The 18,205-nt window shown below is 70.9% G+C and carries 8 protein-coding genes; 2 read left to right on the top strand and 6 right to left on the bottom strand.

Features of this window, described 5'->3' with window-relative positions; all coding sequences use genetic code 11:
• The first annotated feature begins 136 nt into the window (after nt 1–136).
• The gene (locus tag BQ8420_RS07245) at nt 137–1,309 is read left to right on the top strand and encodes an MFS transporter (RefSeq protein WP_235005977.1); all 1,173 of its coding nucleotides are present in this window, start codon (nt 137–139) and stop codon (nt 1,307–1,309) included.
• Between the two features lie 89 nt (nt 1,310–1,398).
• On the opposite strand, the gene BQ8420_RS07250 is transcribed toward BQ8420_RS07245, so the two are convergent.
• From BQ8420_RS07250 to BQ8420_RS07270, 5 genes are all read right to left on the bottom strand, one after another.
• Nucleotides 1,399–2,199 (bottom strand): ABC transporter permease, encoded by an 801-nt coding sequence (locus BQ8420_RS07250; RefSeq protein ID WP_087097042.1) that lies wholly within the window; start codon nt 2,197–2,199, stop codon nt 1,399–1,401.
• Nucleotides 2,196–3,182: an ATP-binding cassette domain-containing protein gene (locus tag BQ8420_RS07255; RefSeq protein ID WP_087097043.1), complete on the bottom strand. Its 987-nt coding sequence runs from the start codon at nt 3,180–3,182 to the stop codon at nt 2,196–2,198. The genes BQ8420_RS07250 and BQ8420_RS07255 overlap by 4 nt, the downstream gene beginning before the upstream one ends.
• Nucleotides 3,183–3,242: 60 nt before the next feature.
• Nucleotides 3,243–3,452 (bottom strand): MbtH family protein, encoded by a 210-nt coding sequence (locus BQ8420_RS07260; protein WP_087097044.1) that lies wholly within the window; start codon nt 3,450–3,452, stop codon nt 3,243–3,245.
• Between the two features lie 128 nt (nt 3,453–3,580).
• Nucleotides 3,581–13,936, bottom strand: a complete 10,356-nt coding sequence (locus BQ8420_RS07265) for a non-ribosomal peptide synthetase (RefSeq protein ID WP_087097045.1) — start codon at nt 13,934–13,936, stop codon at nt 3,581–3,583.
• Nucleotides 13,937–14,259: 323 nt separating this feature from the next.
• Nucleotides 14,260–14,469 (bottom strand): hypothetical protein, encoded by a 210-nt coding sequence (locus BQ8420_RS07270; protein WP_087097046.1) that lies wholly within the window; start codon nt 14,467–14,469, stop codon nt 14,260–14,262.
• A gap of 331 nt (nt 14,470–14,800) precedes the next feature.
• Between BQ8420_RS07270 and BQ8420_RS07275 the strand changes: the two genes are divergently transcribed.
• Entirely contained in the window at nt 14,801–17,227 is a 2,427-nt protein-coding gene (locus BQ8420_RS07275; RefSeq protein ID WP_235005983.1) for a penicillin acylase family protein, read from the top strand.
• A 54-nt stretch (nt 17,228–17,281) separates the two neighbouring features.
• Here BQ8420_RS07275 and BQ8420_RS07280 read toward each other — a convergent pair whose 3' ends face one another.
• Nucleotides 17,282–18,154, bottom strand: a complete 873-nt coding sequence (locus BQ8420_RS07280) for an oxidoreductase (protein WP_087097048.1) — start codon at nt 18,152–18,154, stop codon at nt 17,282–17,284.
• Nucleotides 18,155–18,205 lie beyond the last annotated feature (51 nt).

The following is an 18,205-nucleotide window of genomic DNA, read 5'->3' on the forward strand; positions in this document are numbered from 1 at the left end:
TCCTGCCACGATTCCTTCCATGACCCGGAGCCGCCTCCCGACGGCCCCGGGTCCGCGCTTCACCGGCCTTCACCGGACGAATTGTCGGTGGGGCGGGGTACGGTCGCCGCCTCCCCCACTTCCGGAAGGCGGCGCGGTGCCCCCGACGAACACCCGCGAGTCCCCTTGGCGGTTCAGCCGCGACGAACGCACCCTCGTGCTGGGCGCCCTGCTCAACTCGATGGCGTTCTTCGCCGCCCTGCCGTTCGCTGCGCTCTACCTCGCCGATCGCACGGATCTACCGACCGCGGGCATCGGGGCGGTGGTCGGTGGCATCCCCCTGATCGCGGCGCTGGGCGGCCTGGCCGGCGGGATGCTCGCCGACCGTTTCGGCACGGTCCGGCTGATGCGGCTGGGACTGCTCTCGAACGTCCTGGTCTACGTCGCGCTGGCCTTCGTCACCGCGCCGGTCGCCATCATCGCCCTGTTCCTGTGCCTGGGAGTGGGGCGCACGATGGTCGAACCCAGCATGAAGAAGCTGCTGTCGCTGGCCGACACCGGCGATGGGCGGATCTTCCGGGTCCGCTACATCACCCTGTGCCTGGGCGCGATCGTCGGCCCCGCCGTGGGCGGGCTGCTCTACCACGCGAGCCCGACGGCGTTCTTCCTGGTGCCCGCCGCCTTCTTCGCCCTGTACCTGGCGGTGATGGTCGTTCGTGGCGGCGAGTTGGCACGCCTGGACTCCCCGGCCTCCGGTGGTGCCGACGCCGCTTGGACCGCGGCCCTACGTGATCCGCTGCTCTTGGCCGCGATCGGCGCCGGCGCGGTGGTCTTCCTGGTGTTCTCCCAGATGGACACGGCGATCCCGCTGTACATGAAGGGGACCTACGGGGATCGGACGGAGTACCTGTTCGCGTCGTTGCTGGTGGTCAACGCCGTGCTGGCGTTGTTGGTGCAGCCTCTGGTGATCCGACTGTCCGAACGTCTGCCCCATGGCCCATTGGTGACGTCGGGCTGTGCGTGCTTCGCGGTGGCGTTCGCCTTCGTGTGGCTGGGGACGAGCAATGTGGTGGCGCTGTACGTGGCCATCGTGTTCTGGACCCTGGGTGAGGCGATCCTGCTGCCGTTGCCGGACATCGCGGTGCACGCCATCGCCACCGACGATCGCAAGGGCACCTACTTCGGCCTGTCCGAGCTTCGTTACCTCGGGTTCTTCGCCGGCCCCGTCCTGGGCGGGGTGCTTCTGGACCTGTCCGCCCCGGTCTACTTCACCGGCATGGCCCTGGCGATCTTCCTCTGCGTACCGCTCCTCTCGCGCACCGCGAGGTAGAACCCACCACTTGGCGACGATGGGAAACACCAGGCCATGAGGACTGGCATCGATCACTTCGACACGGCCCGCGAGACCACGGCCTCCGCTCAGCGGGCGCTGATGCGGATGTAGCGGTTGAGGGCGAGGGGCGCGAAGACGGCGATGATGGCCGCTGAGGACAGCACCGCGTAGAGCACCGGGTTCTCCGCGGGCCATCCGGTGGGCTGGGCCAGCCCTGCCGGCGGCGCGTTTCCGAACAGCTCCCGGGCGGCCGAGGCCACGGCCGTGACCGGGTTCCACTCCGCGAACACGCGCAGTGGGGCGGGCATGGCCTCGATGGAGACGAAGGCGCCCGAGACGAAGGCGACCGGGAAGAGCCAGACCAGGCCCAGGCTCTGGGCCACCTCCACGCTGCGGGCGGTGAGTGCGATGAAGACGCCGATCCAGGAGGTCGCGAAGGCGAAGAACAGCAGCACCGCGATACCGAGGAGCGCCTCGCTCGGACCCGTGGTGACGCGCCAGCCGATGAGCAGACCGCACACCGCGGTGACCAGGAGCGACAGGGAGCTGGTGGACAGGTCGGAGATGGTACGGCCCAGGATGACCGCGATGCGCGACATGGGCAGTGACCGGTAACGGTCGACGAGGCCCTTCTGGAGGTCGTTGGCGAGCCCGACCGCGGTGAAGGACGAGTTGAACAGCAGGGTCTGCGCGAAGATCCCCCCGATCAGGAACTCACGGTACTCCGGTCCCCCCAGGCTGCCCCCGAAGACGAAGGCGAGCAGCAGGACGAACATCACCGGCTGGATCACCCCGGAGACCATGGAACCCGGTGTCCTGAGGACGTTGAGCAGATTGCGGTGGGCGACCACGCCACTGTCGGACACCGATCGGATGAGCGTGTTCACCTCGGGCCTCCGGCCGCTGGTGCGGGCACGGCCGCCTTCTCGTCCTGCCCGGTGAGTTCCAGGAAGACCTCGTCCAGGGTGGGGCGGCGCAGCGCCACCTCCACGACGGGGACCCCGCCGCGTTCCAGCGCGGCGAGCGCGTGGGTCAGCGACGTCTGACCCCCTGAGGTCGCCACGGACAGCCGGCGGGCGCCCCGGTCCGTCTCGGGTCGGCCGCTGCCGTGGTCGGCGACGATCCCCGCCGCCGAGTCCAGGTCCGCGGCGTCGGCGAGGACGAAGTCCATCCTCGAACCCCCGATGTGTTCCTTGAGCGCGTCCGCGCTGCCCCGGGCGATCACGACCCCCTTGTCGATGACCACGATCGTGTCCGAAAGCTGGTCGGCTTCCTCCAGGTACTGCGTGGTCAGCAGGACGGTGGTGCCGTCCTCCACCAGGGCGGAGACGACCTCCCAGGTGTCCATCCGCCCGCGCGGGTCCAGGCCGGTGGTGGGTTCGTCGAGGACGACCACCTCCGGCCGGGCCACCAGGGCCCCGGCCAGGTCCAGGCGGCGGCGCATACCGCCCGAGTAGGCGACCGAACGCTGATCGGCCGCGTCCGAGAGCCGGAACCGACGCAACAGCTCGCGGGCGCGCTCGGTGGCCTGCCTACGGTTCATCCCGTACAGGCGGCCCACCATGCGCAGGTTCTCGAAGCCGGTGAGTTTCTCGTCCACGGCCGCGTACTGGCCGGAGAGCCCGATGCTGCGGCGGACGGCCCCGGGGTCGGTCACGACATCGTGCCCGGCGACGCGGACCCGTCCGCTGTCGGGCCGGAGCAGGGTGGTCAGAACTCGTACCGCGGTGGTCTTGCCGGCCCCGTTGGGGCCCAGCAGGCCGAGGACGTGCCCGCGCGGCACTCGCAGATCGATGCCCTGGAGCGCCTGGTGCTTGCCGAAGGACTTACTCAGGCCCTCGACATCGATGACATGGTCTTCGGGGTTCACGCCACTCCCTTCGTGGTCGGTGGGCCCGGTCGGCCGGCTCGGCCGACCGGGCCCGGGGTCTCAGACGGTGTCGAGCCGGCGGACCCGGAGGGGCCGCATGTCAGTCCAGTTGGCGTCGATGTAGGACAGGCACTCCTCTCGCTTGTCCGGTCCGTGGCGCACGACCCAACCGGCCGGGACCGGAACGAAGGCGGGCCACAGGGAGTGCTGGTCCTCGTCGTTGACCAGGACGAGGAACGAGGTGTCGGTGTCGTCGAACGGGTTCTGCATGTCTGGTTCCCTCTGTCGGTGGCTGGTGTTCTCGGGAAGGTGGTTCGGGGCCGTCCTTCGGCGCTCGGCGTTCGGCGCCCGGTGTCCGGCATCCGGCGTCCGGCATCCGGCATCCGGCGTCCGGTGTCTCAGGGCCGACGGGTGAGCGGCCGGGCCAGCCGGTCGGCCACCAAGGGGCCGATCACCGACAGCGGCTCCGGCCTGGCCATGAGCGCGTGGGCGCAGTCCACGTCGTGGTTGTCGATCCGGCCGTCGACGAAGGGGAGCCACCGCTCCGGGAGCGAGACGCCCGGAACCCTGTCCAGGCTCGCGGTGAAGAAGAGGACGTCTCCGTCGAAGACCGGGGGTCGGCTTCGGTTCAGCAGGGACACCTGCTGTTCGAAGGCTTGGAGCATGGCGTTGACCGCCTGTTCCGAAAGCTCTCCGCGGGGATCGCCGTTGCGTCGGAAGACCTCCAGGGCGTCCCGGGCCCGCGGGGCACGGGGCAGGTCCTCGGTGTCCTCGGCGTAGCCCTGCGCCCGGAGCAGCGCGGTGAGTGCCTCGCCATCGTCGGCGAAGCCCGTGCCGGCGTCCTGGTCGAAAGGGTGTGCGTCCAACAGGGTGAGTGTGGCCACCTCGTCACCACTCTCCTGGAGGTGGCAGGCGAGTGCGTGCGCGATGTTGCCACCGAGCGACCAGCCCAGCAGGTGGTAGGGCCCCTCTGGCCGGGTCTCACGGATACGGGCGGCGTAGTCCTCGACGAGTTCCCGCAGGTCGTCCGCCTGGCCCACCGGCTCGCCGGGTGCGATCCCGGCTGCTTGGAGCCCGTAGACGGGGTGGTCGGCGTCGACGTGCTGGGCCAGCCCCGAGTAGGCCCAGGCCAACCCCCCTGCGGGGTGCACGCAGAACAGCGGTGCGCCCTCCCCCGTGGGCCGGATCGGCAGGACCCGGCCGAGCCCGCTCTCCGAAGCCCCGCCCTCGGCGCCGTCCACGGTGTGGGCGGCCTCGATGAGCCCGGCGACGGTGGGGTTCTGGAAGAGCATGGGGACGGTGACCTCCTGGCCCAAGGCCACGGTGGCCCTGCGCACGAGGCGCGCCGCCAGCAGGGAATGGCCGCCCAGCTCGAAGAACCCGTCGTGGACGCCGACCTTCGGCAGGTCCAGGACCTGCGCGAACAGCGCGCACATCCGGGCCTCAAGGCGGGTTCCGGGAACCCCGCTCACCTGGGGTGCGTGCTCCGCCGGATCGGGCAGGGCCGCGTGGTCGACCTTGCCGTTCACGGTCAGCGGCAGGGCCTCCAGCCGGACGAACACGGCGGGGACCATGTAGTCGGGCAACTGGGCGCCGAGGCGTCGGCGCAGTTCCGCGTCGGTGGGGCCGGGCCGTCCTCGCGGCACCAGGTAGGCGACGAGTCTGGCGTCCCCGTGAGCGGTGCGGCGCACCAGGACAGCGGCCTCGGCGACGTCGGGGTGGTCGAGCAGATGGGCCCTGATCTCCCCGGGTTCGACGCGGAAGCCGCGGAGCTTGACCTGGTCGTCGACGCGGCCGACGAAGTCCAGGGTTCCGTCGGATCGCCACCGCACCAGGTCGCCGGTGCGGTACATGCGCCCGCCGGTGGCGGTGAACGGGTCGGCGACGAACCGCTCCCCCGTCATCCCCGGTCGGCTTCGGTAGCCGCGCGCCAGTCCGGCCCCGGCGATGTACAGCTCGCCCAGGGCGCCCACGGGCGCGGGCTGAAGTCCGCTGTCCAGGACGTAGACCCGGATGTTGCCGACCGGCCGGCCGATGGTCGGCCCCGCCTCACCACCGATCCCGGCGACGACGGCGTCCACCGTGGCCTCGGTGGGGCCGTAGAAGTTGTAGGCGCGCACGTTCAGGCGCTCGCTCAGGCTCTCCCAGAGGTCGGCGTCCACCGCCTCGCCGCCCAGCGCCACGACCGAGAGTCCGTCCGCGTGGTCGAGCACGCCCTCGGCGATGAGACGGCGGGCGTGGCTCGGTGTGGTCTCGATGGAGTCCACACCGTTGCCGACGAGGTAGTCGGCGAGCCCGGCGGGGTTCCGCCGCACGTCGTCCTCGATCATGTGCAGTTCGTGTCCGTCGACCAGCCAGAGGATCGGGTCCCAGGAGGCGTCGAAGGCCACGCCCGCCGTGTGCGCGACGCGGAGTCTGCGGCCCAGTTCCTCGCTCACCGGGGTGAAGAGCTCTTCGCGGTGGCTCAGGAACAGGTTGACCAGGGACCCGTGCTCGACCTCCACGCCCTTGGGGCGACCGGTGGAGCCGGAGGTGTAGACGACGTACACCACGTCGGAGGAGGAGAGCGGGCGGAGCCGTTCGGCGTCGGTCAGGGCACCCGCGGTGGCGCAGTGACAGTCCCCGTGCCGGTCCGTGAGGGTGTCCACTTCCAGGACCTCGGGGGTGTTCTCGACCCGGTGCGCGAGTGAGGCTTCGGTGAGCACGATCCGCGGTTCGGCGTCGTCGACCATGGCGGCCAGCCGCTCGTCGGGGTGGTCCACGTCCAACGGCAGGTAGGCGGCCCCGCTCTTGAGCACGGCCAGGAGGCAGACCACCGTCTCGACCGATCTCGGAAGGAGTACGGCGACCACGTCGCCGGGGCCGTTCCCGAGCTTGATCAGCGAGCGCGCCAAGCAGTTGGCTCGCCGTTCGAGTGTGGCGAAGCTGAGCCGCTCCCCACCGCAGACCAGGGCGATCGCTTCGGGGGTGTTCCGGGCCCGGTCCTCGAACAACTCCACGACGGTCTCGGCCGGAAGTTCCCGACGCGGCCCGTGACCGTCGGAGAGCAGCCCCGCCCGCTCGTCGCCGGAGAGGATGTCCAGTCGCCGCATCGGGGTCCGCGGTGCCCGGGTGGCCGCGTCCAACAGCCGCACGTACCGCTCGACGAACAGGTGCGCGGTGTTCGGGTCGAACATCGCGCTGTTGTACTCCAGCGTGCCGGCGATGCCCCCGGCACCGCCCAGCGCACAGGTCTGTTCGGCGAGGTCGAACGAGAGGTCGAACTTGGCGCCCAGCGCGGCGGCGCCCGGTTCGGGGCGCACGTCCAGCCCCGGCAGTTCCAGGGTGGGCGTCTCGTTGTTCTGGAGGGTGAGGACGGTCTGGAACAGGGGGTGCCGTCCCAGCGCACGGGAGGGGTTCAGCCTCTCCACGATCTGCTCGAAGGGCACTTCCTGGTCATCGAAGGCGTCCAGGTCCGCGTCGCGCACCCGGGCGAGGATCTCGGCGAAGTCCGGGTTGCCGGAGGTGTCCGTGCGCAACGGGAGCGTGTTGACGAAGAACCCGACCAGCTCGTCCAAAGCCGGGTCGGTGCGCCCCGCGACCGGGGTGCCGATGACGATGTCCTCACCCGCGCCCAGGCGCGTGTGCAGGGCCGCGAGCCCGGCTTGGAGGACCATGAACAGGCTCGTGGAGGTGGACCGTGCCAGGCGCAGCAACCGCTCGTGCAGGTCGGTGCCGATGTCCACCGACACGCCGGCGGAGGGCTGGGAGGCGGTGTTGGGTCGGGGTCGGTCGTAGGGCATCCGAAGCTCGTCGGGGGCACCGGACAGACGGCGCTCCCAGTCGTCGAGACTGTGCCGGATGGCGCTGTCGGGGTCACTGTCGTCGCCCAACACCTCGTGCTGCCAGAGCGTGTAGTCCACGTACTGGACCGGCAGTTCCCGGTTGAGCGGCGCGGTGCCGTGCACGCGGGCGGTGTAGGCCATGGAGAGGTCGCGTGCCAGTGGTGCGGTCGACCAGCCGTCGCCGGCGATGTGGTGCAGGACCAGCAACAGCACGTGGTCCCCTCCGACCTTGAACAGATGGCCGCGCAGGGGTGCCTCGACCGCCAGGTCGAAGCCTCTTCCGGCCTCGCGGGCCAGGGCCGCCCGCAGTTCCTCCTCGGAGTCGACCTCGGTGTAGTCGGCCTCCGATACCGCGGACTCGGCGGGGAGCACGTGCTGGTAGGGCTCTCCGTCGACGTCGGGGAAGACCGTGCGCAGACTCTCGTGGCGAGCGGTCACGTCGCCGAGGGACCCGCGCAGGGCGTCGGTGTCGGGTTCACCGGTGATCCGCACCGCCATGGGCAGGTTGTAGTCGGCCGCCGAAGTGTCCATCCGATTGAGGAACCAGAGCCTGCGCTGGGCGAAGGAGAGCGGGACGTGTTCGGGCCGCGGCACCGGCCGCAGCGGGGGCCGGGAGTGGCGCCCGCTGCCGAGCGCGGCGGCCAGGCCGGCGACGGTCGGCGCCTCGAAGAGGGTGCGGACCGCGACCTCGGCGCCCACCACCCGGCGGATGCGGGCGACCAGGCGCACCGCGAGGAGCGAGTGGCCGCCGAGCTCGAAGAAGTCGTCGTCGATGCCCACCTCGGGCACGTCCAGGACCTTCGCGAACAGCTCGCACAGCACGGTCTCGTCGCGGTCGCGCGGGCCCCGGCCGCCGCCCGCGACGGCCTCCGGCTCGGGCAGCGCGGACCGGTCCAGTTTGCCGTTGGGCGTGAGCGGGAGTTCGGGCAGCACCATGACCACCCCGGGCAGCATGGCCGCGGGGAGCCTGCGGGCCGCGTGGTCGCGGACCCCACGGGTGTCCGGGCGCTCGCCCGGCCGGGCGGTGACGTAGGCGGCGAGACGGGCGTCACCGTCCCTGGTTCGGGTGAGCGCCACCCCGGCCTGGGCGACGGCGGGGTGTTCGGCCACGACGGCCTCCACCTCCGCGAGCTCGATCCGATGGCCCCGGATCTTGACCTGGCCGTCGGCACGCCCGACATAGCGCAGGACCCCGTCCGAACGCCGGGTGACCAGGTCACCGGTGCGGTACATGCGTGATCCGTCAGCGGCGAACGGGTCCGCCACGAAGCGGTCGGCGGTCAGCCCGGGGCGGCCGAGGTAACCACGGGCGACCCCGCTCCCGCTGAGATACAGCTCGCCGACCACACCGGCGGGGACCGGGCGCAGTAGGCCGTCCAGAACCCGGGCTCCGGTGTTGGCGATCGGTCGGCCGATCGCCGGGGTGTCCTCCTCGTCGGAGCGGGAGGTGACGCTGTCGACGGTGCACTCGGTCGGTCCGTAGAGATTGTGGGCGACGAGGCCGGGGGTTCGGCCCAGCTCGCGCCAGAGCCGGGGGTCGACGGGTTCACCTCCGAGGGCGACCACGCTCGGCCCGGAGCCGCCGTCGGTCAGGCCGAGCGCCAGGAGCTGGCGGGCGTAGGAGGGGGTGGTCTCGATCATGTCGACGCCCAGGTCGCGCAGGAGCGCGACGAGCCGTTCGGCGTCGCCCCTGACCGGGTCCTGGACGATGTGCAGTTCGTGGCCGTCCACCATCCACAGGAAGGGGTCCCACGAGGCGTCGAAGGAGACACCGGCGGTGTGCGCGACCCGCAGGTACCGGTCGGCGGCGGCACTGGCGGGCTCGAACAGGCGTTCCTGGTGGGAGCGGAACAGGTTGGCCAGCGAACGGTGCTCGACGACCACGCCCTTGGGGCGGCCCGTGGAGCCGGAGGTGTAGACGACGTAGGCGGCGTCGCGCGGTCCCGGATCGGCGGGGGACGCGTTCACCGACGTGTCCAGCGGCAGGGCGTCCAGGTGCAGCACCGTGCTGTCGGCGGGGGCCCGCGTCCGGTGGTGCGTGGTGGTGAGGACGTGCGCGGGGGCGGCGTCGGCCAGCATGTGGTCGATCCGCTCCTGCGGGTACGAGGTGTCGACCGGCATGTACGCGGCGCCGCTTCGTAGCACGCCCAGGAGCGCGACCGCGAGCTCGACCGAGCGCGGCAGCGCCGCCGCCACGATCGTGCCCGGGCCCGCTCCCCGGTCGGCGAGGAGACGGGACAACCGTTCGGCACGGGCGTCCAGCTCCGCGAAGGTGAGGCTGCGCTCGCCCGCGACCACGGCGGTGCGGTCGGGGGTGCGCGCGACCTGCTTCGCGAAGACGCCCAGGATCGTCTCCGGACCATGGGGGCGGATCGGCCCGGTGGCGCCCTCGGCCAGGACGGCCCGTTCCCCGGGCAGCAGGAGTTCGGCCTCCTCCACGACGGTGTCCGGCGCCTCGGCCAGGATCGACAGCAGGTGCGTGAAGCGCGCGGCGATCGACGCGACGGTCTCCCCGTCGAAGAGGTCCGCGTCGTACTCCAGGTCACCCGAGAGCCCGTCCGGAGCACCGTCCGCGCCCAGGTGCTCGGTCAGGTTCAGGGTGAGGTCGAACTTGGCCTGATCGGTACCGGCGCCCTCGTGGACGCTGGTCTCCAGCCCTCTCAGAGAGGGCCGTGCGACCGGAAGGTTCTGGAGGGCGAGCATGACCTGGAAGAGGGGGTGCCGCGAACCCCGGCGCGCCGGCCGCAACTCCTCCACCACGCGGTCGAAGGGCGCGTCCTGGTGCGAGAACGCGGCCCTGCCGGCGTCCCGTGACCTGATGATCAGGTCATCGAAGGTCGGGTTACCGGATGTGCGGGTGCGGATGACGACGGTGTTGACGAAGAAGCCGACGAGCGCGTCGAGTTCGGCTTCGGTGCGCCCGGCGGTGGGTGTGCCCACGGTCAGGTCGGTGCCCGCGCCCAGGCGGGACAAAAGTGCGGCCAGCCCCGCGTTGAGCACCATGAACAGGCTCGCGCCGTGCTTGTTGCCCAGACCGTTCAGGCGCTCGTGGAGGTCGGTCGACAGGGTCAGCGGGACCGACCCGCCCCGGCCGCTGGACCGCTCCGGACGTGGGTGGTCCGCGGGGAGCACCATCTCCTCCGGTGCCCCGCGCAAGGCCTCGCGCCAAAAACCCAGCTGCCTCGACATCTCGCTGTCGGGGTCGTCGTCGGAGCCGAGCACCTCGTTGTGCCAGAGGGTGTAGTCGGCGTACTGGACGGGGAGGGGCTCCTGGTCCGGCGCCCGACCCTCGGAACGCGCCGCGTAGGCGTCGGCCAGGTCTTGGGCGAGCGGTCCCAGGGACCAGCCGTCACCGGCGATGTGGTGCAGGACGAGCAGGAGGACGTGGTCGTGCTCGCCGACCCGCAGGAGCCGGACCCGGAACGGGGCGTCGGCGGAGGTGTCCAGCCCGCGCCCGGCCTCGGCGGACAAGACTCGGTCCAGGGCGTGCTCGGGGCAGGAGACCGAGGCGAAGTCGAGCCGGTTCTCGTGCGGTGCCAGAACCCGCTGCTCGGGCTCCTCCCCGTGCATGGGGAAGACGGTGCGCAGGGTCTCGTGGCGTTCCACGAGGTCGTCCAGGGCCTGGCGCAGGGCGACGGTGTCCAAATCTCCGCGCAGGCGCAACGCCGCCGGGATGTTGTAGGCGCCCGACCCGGGCGCGTATCGGTTGAGGAACCAGAGTCTGCGCTGGGCGTGCGACAATGGCAGCGCCTCGGGGCGCTCACGCGGCTCCAGGCGTGGTCCCTCGTCGGCCGTCTCCGGCAGGATCCGGGCCAGGTCGACGACGGTCGGGTTCTCGAAGAGCTCCCGAATGGCGGGGGCGGCACCGAACTCGGTGCGGATGCGGCCGATCAGTCGGGTGGCGAGCAGGGAATGACCGCCCAGCGCGAAGAAGTCGTCGTCGACCCCGACGTCGGCCACACCGACGGTCTCCTCGAAGAGCCGGCAGAGCACCCGCTCGCGCTCCGTACGCGGGTGCCGGGAGGCGGAGGCCTCGGCGGTGGGCTCGGGCAGCGCGTCGCGGTCGAGCTTGCCACTGGGGGTGAGCGGCAGTTCGGGAACCTCCACGACCTGCGCGGGGACCATGTAGGAAGGCAGCCGGTCGGCCGCGTGCGTACGGACCTCCTCGGCACCGGAGGGGTCCTCGACCACCACGTAGGCCACCAGGCGTGTGTCGGTCCCGACACCGACCGGGACCACCGCCGCCCGACGCACACCGGGGGCGTCCCGCACGACCGCCTCCACCTCGGCCGGTTCGACCCGTACGCCTCGTACCTTGACCTGGTCGTCGGCCCGTCCCAGGAAACGCAGGGTGTGGTCGGGCCCCGGAGACACCAGGTCACCGGTGCGGTACATCCGGCCGCCGTCGGCGGTGAAGGGGTCCGCCACGAACCGCTCGGCGGTGCGGACGGGACGGCCCAGGTAGCCGCGGGCGACGGACTCGCCCGCCACGTACAGCTCACCGGTGGCCCCCTGGGGCACGGGTCTGAGCCCCGAGTCCAGGACGTAGGCGCGTGAGCCCGCGACCGCCGCGCCGATCACGGGCTCGGTGTCGGACGTGATGGGCGCGGTGAGGCTGTCGACCGTGGTCTCGGTGGGCCCGTACAGGTTGTGGGCGCTGACGTGCTCCAGGGCGGCGAGGGTGTTCCACAGGTCGGTGTCCACGGCCTCCCCTCCCAGGGCGAGGACCGTGGGCCCGCCGGGCTCGGCCATCCCTTCGTCCAGGAGCGCGCGGGCGAAGGAGGGCGTGGTCTCGACGGCGTCCAGCCCGCGCTCGCGCAGGTGGTCGACCAGGCGTTGCGGATCGCGGCGGAGCTCGTCCTCGACCAGGTGCAGTTCGTGGCCGTCCACCATCCACAGGAAGGGGTCCCACGAGGCGTCGAAGGAGAGTCCCGCGGTGTGCGCCACCCTGAGTGGTCTGCCCAGTCGCTCCCGTGCGGGACCGAAGACGCGCCCGCGATGCGAGTGGAGCAGGTTCAGCAGGGATCGGTGTTCCACGGCCACACCCTTGGGGGTGCCCGTGGAGCCGGAGGTGTGGATGACGTACGCGAGGTCGTCGCCGGTGGCGTCCCGCGTCCGGCGATGGGTTCGAGGGCGGTGGTCCTCGTCGACGGCGGCGCGCGTGGCCGGGTCGTCCATGAGGACGTTCCGCGGGGCGCCCTGCCCGGCGTCGTCCCGGTCCCCGTCCGGGACGGTCGCGCGGTGGGCGAGGACGATGTCCGGCCGTGCGTCATCGACCATCGCGGCCAACCGGCCCTCTGGGTACTCGGGATCGAGCGGCAGGCAGGCGGCACCGACCTTGAGCACCGCCAGCTGGGCCACGGGCAGGTCGGTGTGCCGCCCCAGGCGGACACCGACCACGCTGCCCGGGCCCGCGCCGAGCTCGGCGAGCCGGTCCGCCCAGCGGTCGGAACGGGAGTCGAGTTCGGCGAAGGTCAACCGCCCGTCGGGGGCGACGACCGCGGTGCTCTGGGGCGTGTGCGCGGCGGTGAGCTCGAACTCCGTCGCCACGGTCAGGTCCGACGGTGTGCGGGTGGCCGCGCTGCCCTGTTCCAGGGTTCGCCGCTCGTCCTTCGCGGACTGGACGTCGAGCACACCCACCGGGGTCGTGGCGTCCTCCGCGATGGACCGCATGACGTGGAAGAGGCGCTGCTGGTGGTCTTCGAGTTCGGTGGTGGTGTAGAGGTCGGGGTTGCCGTCGAAGTCCACACGGATGTCGTTCGTGGCGGTGAGCCCGTGGAAGATGACGGACAGGTCCTCGATCGGCCCGACCGAGAGGTTGTGCGTGGTGGCCGGGAGTCCCGCGAAGACCAGCTCGCCCAAGGGAGGGATGATGTTCACGGACGGTCCGGTGAGTCTGCGTCCGGTGGTGCCGGATCCACCACCCCACCGCATCTCCTCGTAGCGGTACCGCTGGTGTCGCAGGACCTGACGGGTCTCCCTCGCGATCTGTCCCATGAGCTCGGCCACGGGCCGATCCGGGCGAACCCGCACGCGCAGCGGGACGATGTTGGAGACCGCGACCGGAACCGACCTGGCGTGCGCGCTGCGGCGCGTGGTGACCGGCAGGCCCAGGACGACGTCCCGGGCACCGGTAAAACGGTGGAGGTAGACGGCGGTGGCGGTGAGCACCGCGGCGGGCAGGCTGGTCCGCTGCTCGCGGGCGACGGCCTGGAGCCCGGCCGCGACCGTGCGCGGCAGGTGGGCGGTGGCCCGGTTCAGGCTGGTGGGCATACGCGCGGGCTGTCCCGCCAGCCCCACGGCGTCGGGGGCGTCGGCCATCCGCTCCGCCCAGAAGCGTTCGTCCTCCTCGGCGGTGCCGTCCTCCCGGTAGAGGGCCTCTTCTTCCAAGAGCCGGCTCAGCGACCCGAAAGGGCTGGGGCCGGGCTCGGTACCGGCGACGAGGGCGTCGTTGACCTCGGTGATCCGACCCAGGACCAGCATCGCCCCGTAGCCGTCCATGAGCAGGTGGTGGACCCGCTGGTAGACGAAGTGGCGTTCGGTTCCGAGCCGGAAGACGACCTCGGCGAACAGCGCGTCCCCGTGTACGTCGAGCGAGCGCGCGAGATCGTCGCGCATCCACCGCCGCGCCGTCTCGTCGGGGTCCTCCTCCGCGGAGAGGTCGATGAAGGTGGGCCACCAGTCCTCGGGACGGCGGACCTCCTGCCAGGGGAACCCGTCGTCCTCCCCGAAACGCAGGTGGAGCGCTTCGGTCTCCAGGACGGCCTGGCGGAGTGCCGTGCAGAGGGTCGGTACGTCCAGGGGCCCGTTGAGCTCCAGGTACTCGGCGATCGCGTACACCGGGTTTCCCGGATCCATCTGCTGGGCGTACCACAGCCCCTTCTGGGCGGCCGTGAGCGGCAGGCGGTGGGGGTGGCCGGTGTTCGTCATCGAAAACCTTCCAATCGCTTCGGCACGTGCTGTGGTGATGCCGGCGGATGAGCCGCGGGTGTCGGGCTCGCGGGAGAGCCGGGTTCCCCGGCCCGGAGGTGACGTGCTCCGCCTCCAGAGCGATCGCCCCCGAAACGAAGGTCGACCGCTTTCACTCGCTTGGCCCGGATCATGGGGGATTCGGAGCGACAAGCCGTGAGGATGGCGTGATCCACGTCACCTCCAGGGCCGCGGGACGCTCACAGTGCGACGCGCTTCAGATCTGGCGATGCGGCCGGAATGCTCCCGCTCCCGGCCGCAGAGGCGCGTCGACTGACGCGGCGCTAGTTCCTGACCTGGTAGTTGCCGATGAAGATGCTGACCAAGCCACCATCTCCGACGAGGCCGTGGAGCAGGCCCGGCGTGGAGGAGGACTCGGTGGACGTGGCCCCGGCCGAGGCGGCCTGCGCGGGCGAGGCGGCCAGGCCGAGCAGGGCCGAGGTGGCGAACGCGGAGAGCAGGAGCGCGGCGCCGCGGCGACGGATGATTCTCATGGCGGGATTCCCTTCAGGAGGCGGACGGACCGACGTGGGCCCTACGCGGTGCGCGCGAAGCGACCCACCCGGGATTCGTGACCGAAGCGCCCGGGTATTGGTCGGATTCGCGACCGATTTCCCGAAAGCCGCCGATCAGCACGAGAGCCGCACTTCCTACCAGTTGGTAACAATTGGGAACAGAACCCCCGGGAACCATAGAGAGTGTGACTAGCGGCACTCTAAAGTTCCGGTCATGGGTGTATTGCGTAAGCGTGTCCTTGTTCGTGTCGGTTTGGGGTTTGTCGCGGTCGTCGCGTCGCTCGCCCTGATCACCGCCCTCCTCGGCGTGATGGCGGTGCGAAGCTCCTTCCCCACCACCGACGGGGAGCTCTCCCTGCCGGAGCTGAACGCACCGGTGAACGTCCTTCGGGACGAGTACGGGGTCGCGCACGTGTACGCCGACAACTCCGAGGACCTCTTCGTCGCCCAGGGGTTCACCCACGCCCAGGACCGCTTCTGGGAGATGGACTTCCGCCGTCACGTCACCGCGGGCCGCACCGCGGAACTGTTCGGCCCGGACCAGGTCGAGACCGACGTCTACCTGCGCACCATGGGTTGGCGCCGGGTCGCCGAGCAGGAGTACGACCTGCTCTCCGAGGACGCGCAGGGGTACCTGGACGCCTACGCCGCCGGGGTGAACGCCTGGATCGACGACAACGACGGACTTTCCGCGAGCCTGGAGTACGGGCTGCTGGGCGTCACCGCTGACGACTACACCGTCGAGCCCTGGACGCCCACCGACAGCCTCGCCTGGCTCAAGGCCATGGCCTGGGACCTGGGCGGCAACCTCCAAGAGGAAACGAACCGCGCTCTGCTGCTCGCCAACGGCCTCGACCGGGAACGGATCGAGGAGCTCTACCCGGAGTACCCGACCGAGCTGCACGAACCCATCACCGAGACCGAAGAGCACCACGGCGCCGAGCCGGAGGCCGACCTGTCCCGGGGGCCCGAACTCCCCGAAGAGGCCCTGGACGCCCTCGGCGGCCTGCCCGCGATCCACGAGGCCGTGCCCGACCTCCTCGGCCCCTCGGACAGCCCCGACATGGGCTCCAACTCCTGGGTGGTCTCCGGAGAGCACACCGACACCGGTTCTCCCCTGCTGACCAACGACCCCCACCTGGGCGCCTCCATGCCGTCCACCTGGTACCAGATGGGTCTGCACTGCACGGAACTGTCCGAGGAGTGCCCCTTCGACGTCAGCGGCTTCAGCTTCTCCGGGCTGCCCGGCGTGGTCATCGGCCAGAACGAGTCGATCACGTGGGGCTTCACCAACCTCAACCCGGACGTGATGGACCTCTACCTGGAACAGGTCGAGGGCGACAACTACGTCGTCGACGGCGAGGAACGTCCCCTGGAGATCATCGAGGACACCATCAAGGTCTCCGGTGGCCAGGACCAGGACATCACCATCCGCTCGACCCACCACGGCCCGATCCTGTCCACGACCGCCGCCGGCGAGGGCCTGCGCGAGATCGGCGCGGCCCCGTCCGAGGGCGACGACTCCCCCTACGCGGTCTCCATGCGGTGGACCGCCCTCCAGCCGGGGACCACCGCCGACTCCATCTTCGCCCTGAACCGCGCACGCGGCTGGGAGGACTTCCGCGGCGCCGCCGCACAGTTCGAGGTGCCCGCGCAGAACCTCGTCTACGCGGACAACGAGGGCAACATCGGTTACCAGTCCCCCGGTCTGGTGCCGGTGCGCGGCGAGGGCGATGGCCGTTGGCCCGCCCCCGGCTGGGACTCCGACTACGACTGGGAGGAGGAGTACCTGCCCTTCGACGAACTGCCCAGCGTGCTCAACCCCGAGTCGGGGATCATCGTCACCGCCAACCAGTCGGTGGTCGACGAGGACTACGAACACTTCCTCACCACCGACTGGGACTACGGCTACCGCAGCCAGCGGATCAACGACCTGCTGGCCGAGGCGGTCGCCGACGGCCCGGTGAGCATCGAGGACATGGAAAGCGTCCTGATGGACTCACACCACGGCGCCGCCGTCGACATCACGCCCCACCTGTTGGACGTGGACGTCGACGGGACCACCGCCGAGGCGCGGGCCGAACTGGAGGACTGGGACCACTTCAACGAACCCGACTCCGCGGGTGCGGCCTTCTACAACGCGACCTGGCGTCACCTGCTCCCCCTGCTCTTCGACGAGTTGGGCGAGGTGGACATGAACAGCAACTCGCGCGGCATGTACGTGGTGACCGAGCTGTTGAAGGACCCCGACTCCCCGTGGTGGGAGGGCCGGGAGGTCAGCGGCCGTGACGAGGTACTGGCCGCCGCCATGGACGAGGCCACCGAGGAGCTCACCGAACTGCTCGGCGACGATCCGACCGCCTGGCGCTGGGGCGATCTGCACACCCTCACGGCCACGCACGAGTCGTTCGGCACTTCGGGGATCGGCCCGGTGGAGTGGTTGTTCAACCGCGGCCCGGTGGAGAGCCCGGGTGGTTCGAGCATCGTCAACGCGACCGGATGGAACCCGGCCGAGGGGTACGGCATCACCACGGTCCCGTCCATGCGGATGGTCGTCGACCTGTCCGACCGGGACTCTTCCACCTGGATCAACCTGACCGGCAACTCGGGGCACGCCTTCCACCCCAACTACGACGACCAGTTGGAGCCGTGGTCCGAGGGAACGTCGCTGCCGTGGGCGGTGACGGAGGAGGCCGTACGCGAGGCGAGCACGGACGAGCTCACCCTCACTCCCTAGGAACCACTCGATATACGGGGCGGGGGCCTCAGGTCCCCGCCCCGTCGCATGGAGTCACAGCGGGAACGAGGTGCCGGTCATCTCCTCGGAGAACTCCCACAGCCGGCGGGCGGCGTCGGTGTCCTGGGCGGCGCCGCTTCGCTTGGCCAGACCCGGAGCGCCGGTACCGAACGTCCCAGCGGGACCGGCGTAGGCCGCCCCGGGCACGTCCTGGGTGGCGGCGTAGACCGTGGGCAGGGCGCCGGCCGCGGCGCTCTGCCCGATGACCTTGTTCAGTACCCGCATGAACTTGTCCTCCAGCGCCTTCCCGGTGCGGCCCTGAAGGTTGGTGTCGGCGTAGCCGGGGTGGGCAGCGGTGGCGAGCACCGAGGAGCCCGCCTCCTCCAGCCTGCGCTGCAATTCCAGGGTGAAGAGCAGGTTGGCCAGCTTCGACTGACCGTACGCCCGGTAGGGGGTGTACCCCTTCTCGAAGTTCACGTCTTCGAAGTGGATGCCGCGCACGGAGGCGTGCAGCCCCGAGGACACGGTGACCACGCGTCCGGTGACGTGTTCCAGGAGCAGGTTGGTGAGGGCGAAGTGGCCCAGGTGGTTGACGCCGAACTGGGTCTCGAAACCGTCCACGGTGCTGGACCTGGGGACGGCCATGACCCCGGCGTTGTTGATCAACAGGTGGAGGTCGCCCTTCCAGTCCTCGGCGAAGGCGCGGACCGAGGAGAGGTCGGCGAGGTCGAGACGGCGGACCTCGGTCTCACCCGGGATCCCCCGGGCGGCCTCGTCCCCCTTGGCGGTGTCGCGGACGGCCAGGACCACACGGGCCCCGCGTCTTGCCAGGACCTTCGCGGTCTCCAGGCCGAGGCCGCTGTTGGCCCCGGTGATGACGGCGGTCCTGCCTCCGAGGTCGGGCAGGTGGACGTTCTTCTCTGTCATCCCCTCACGGTAAGGGCGGACCCCGGAAAACTGTCCATGACGACGATGATG

It is taken from the genome of Nocardiopsis sp. JB363, from assembly GCF_900143625.1.
GTDB lineage: Bacteria > Actinomycetota > Actinomycetes > Streptosporangiales > Streptosporangiaceae > Nocardiopsis.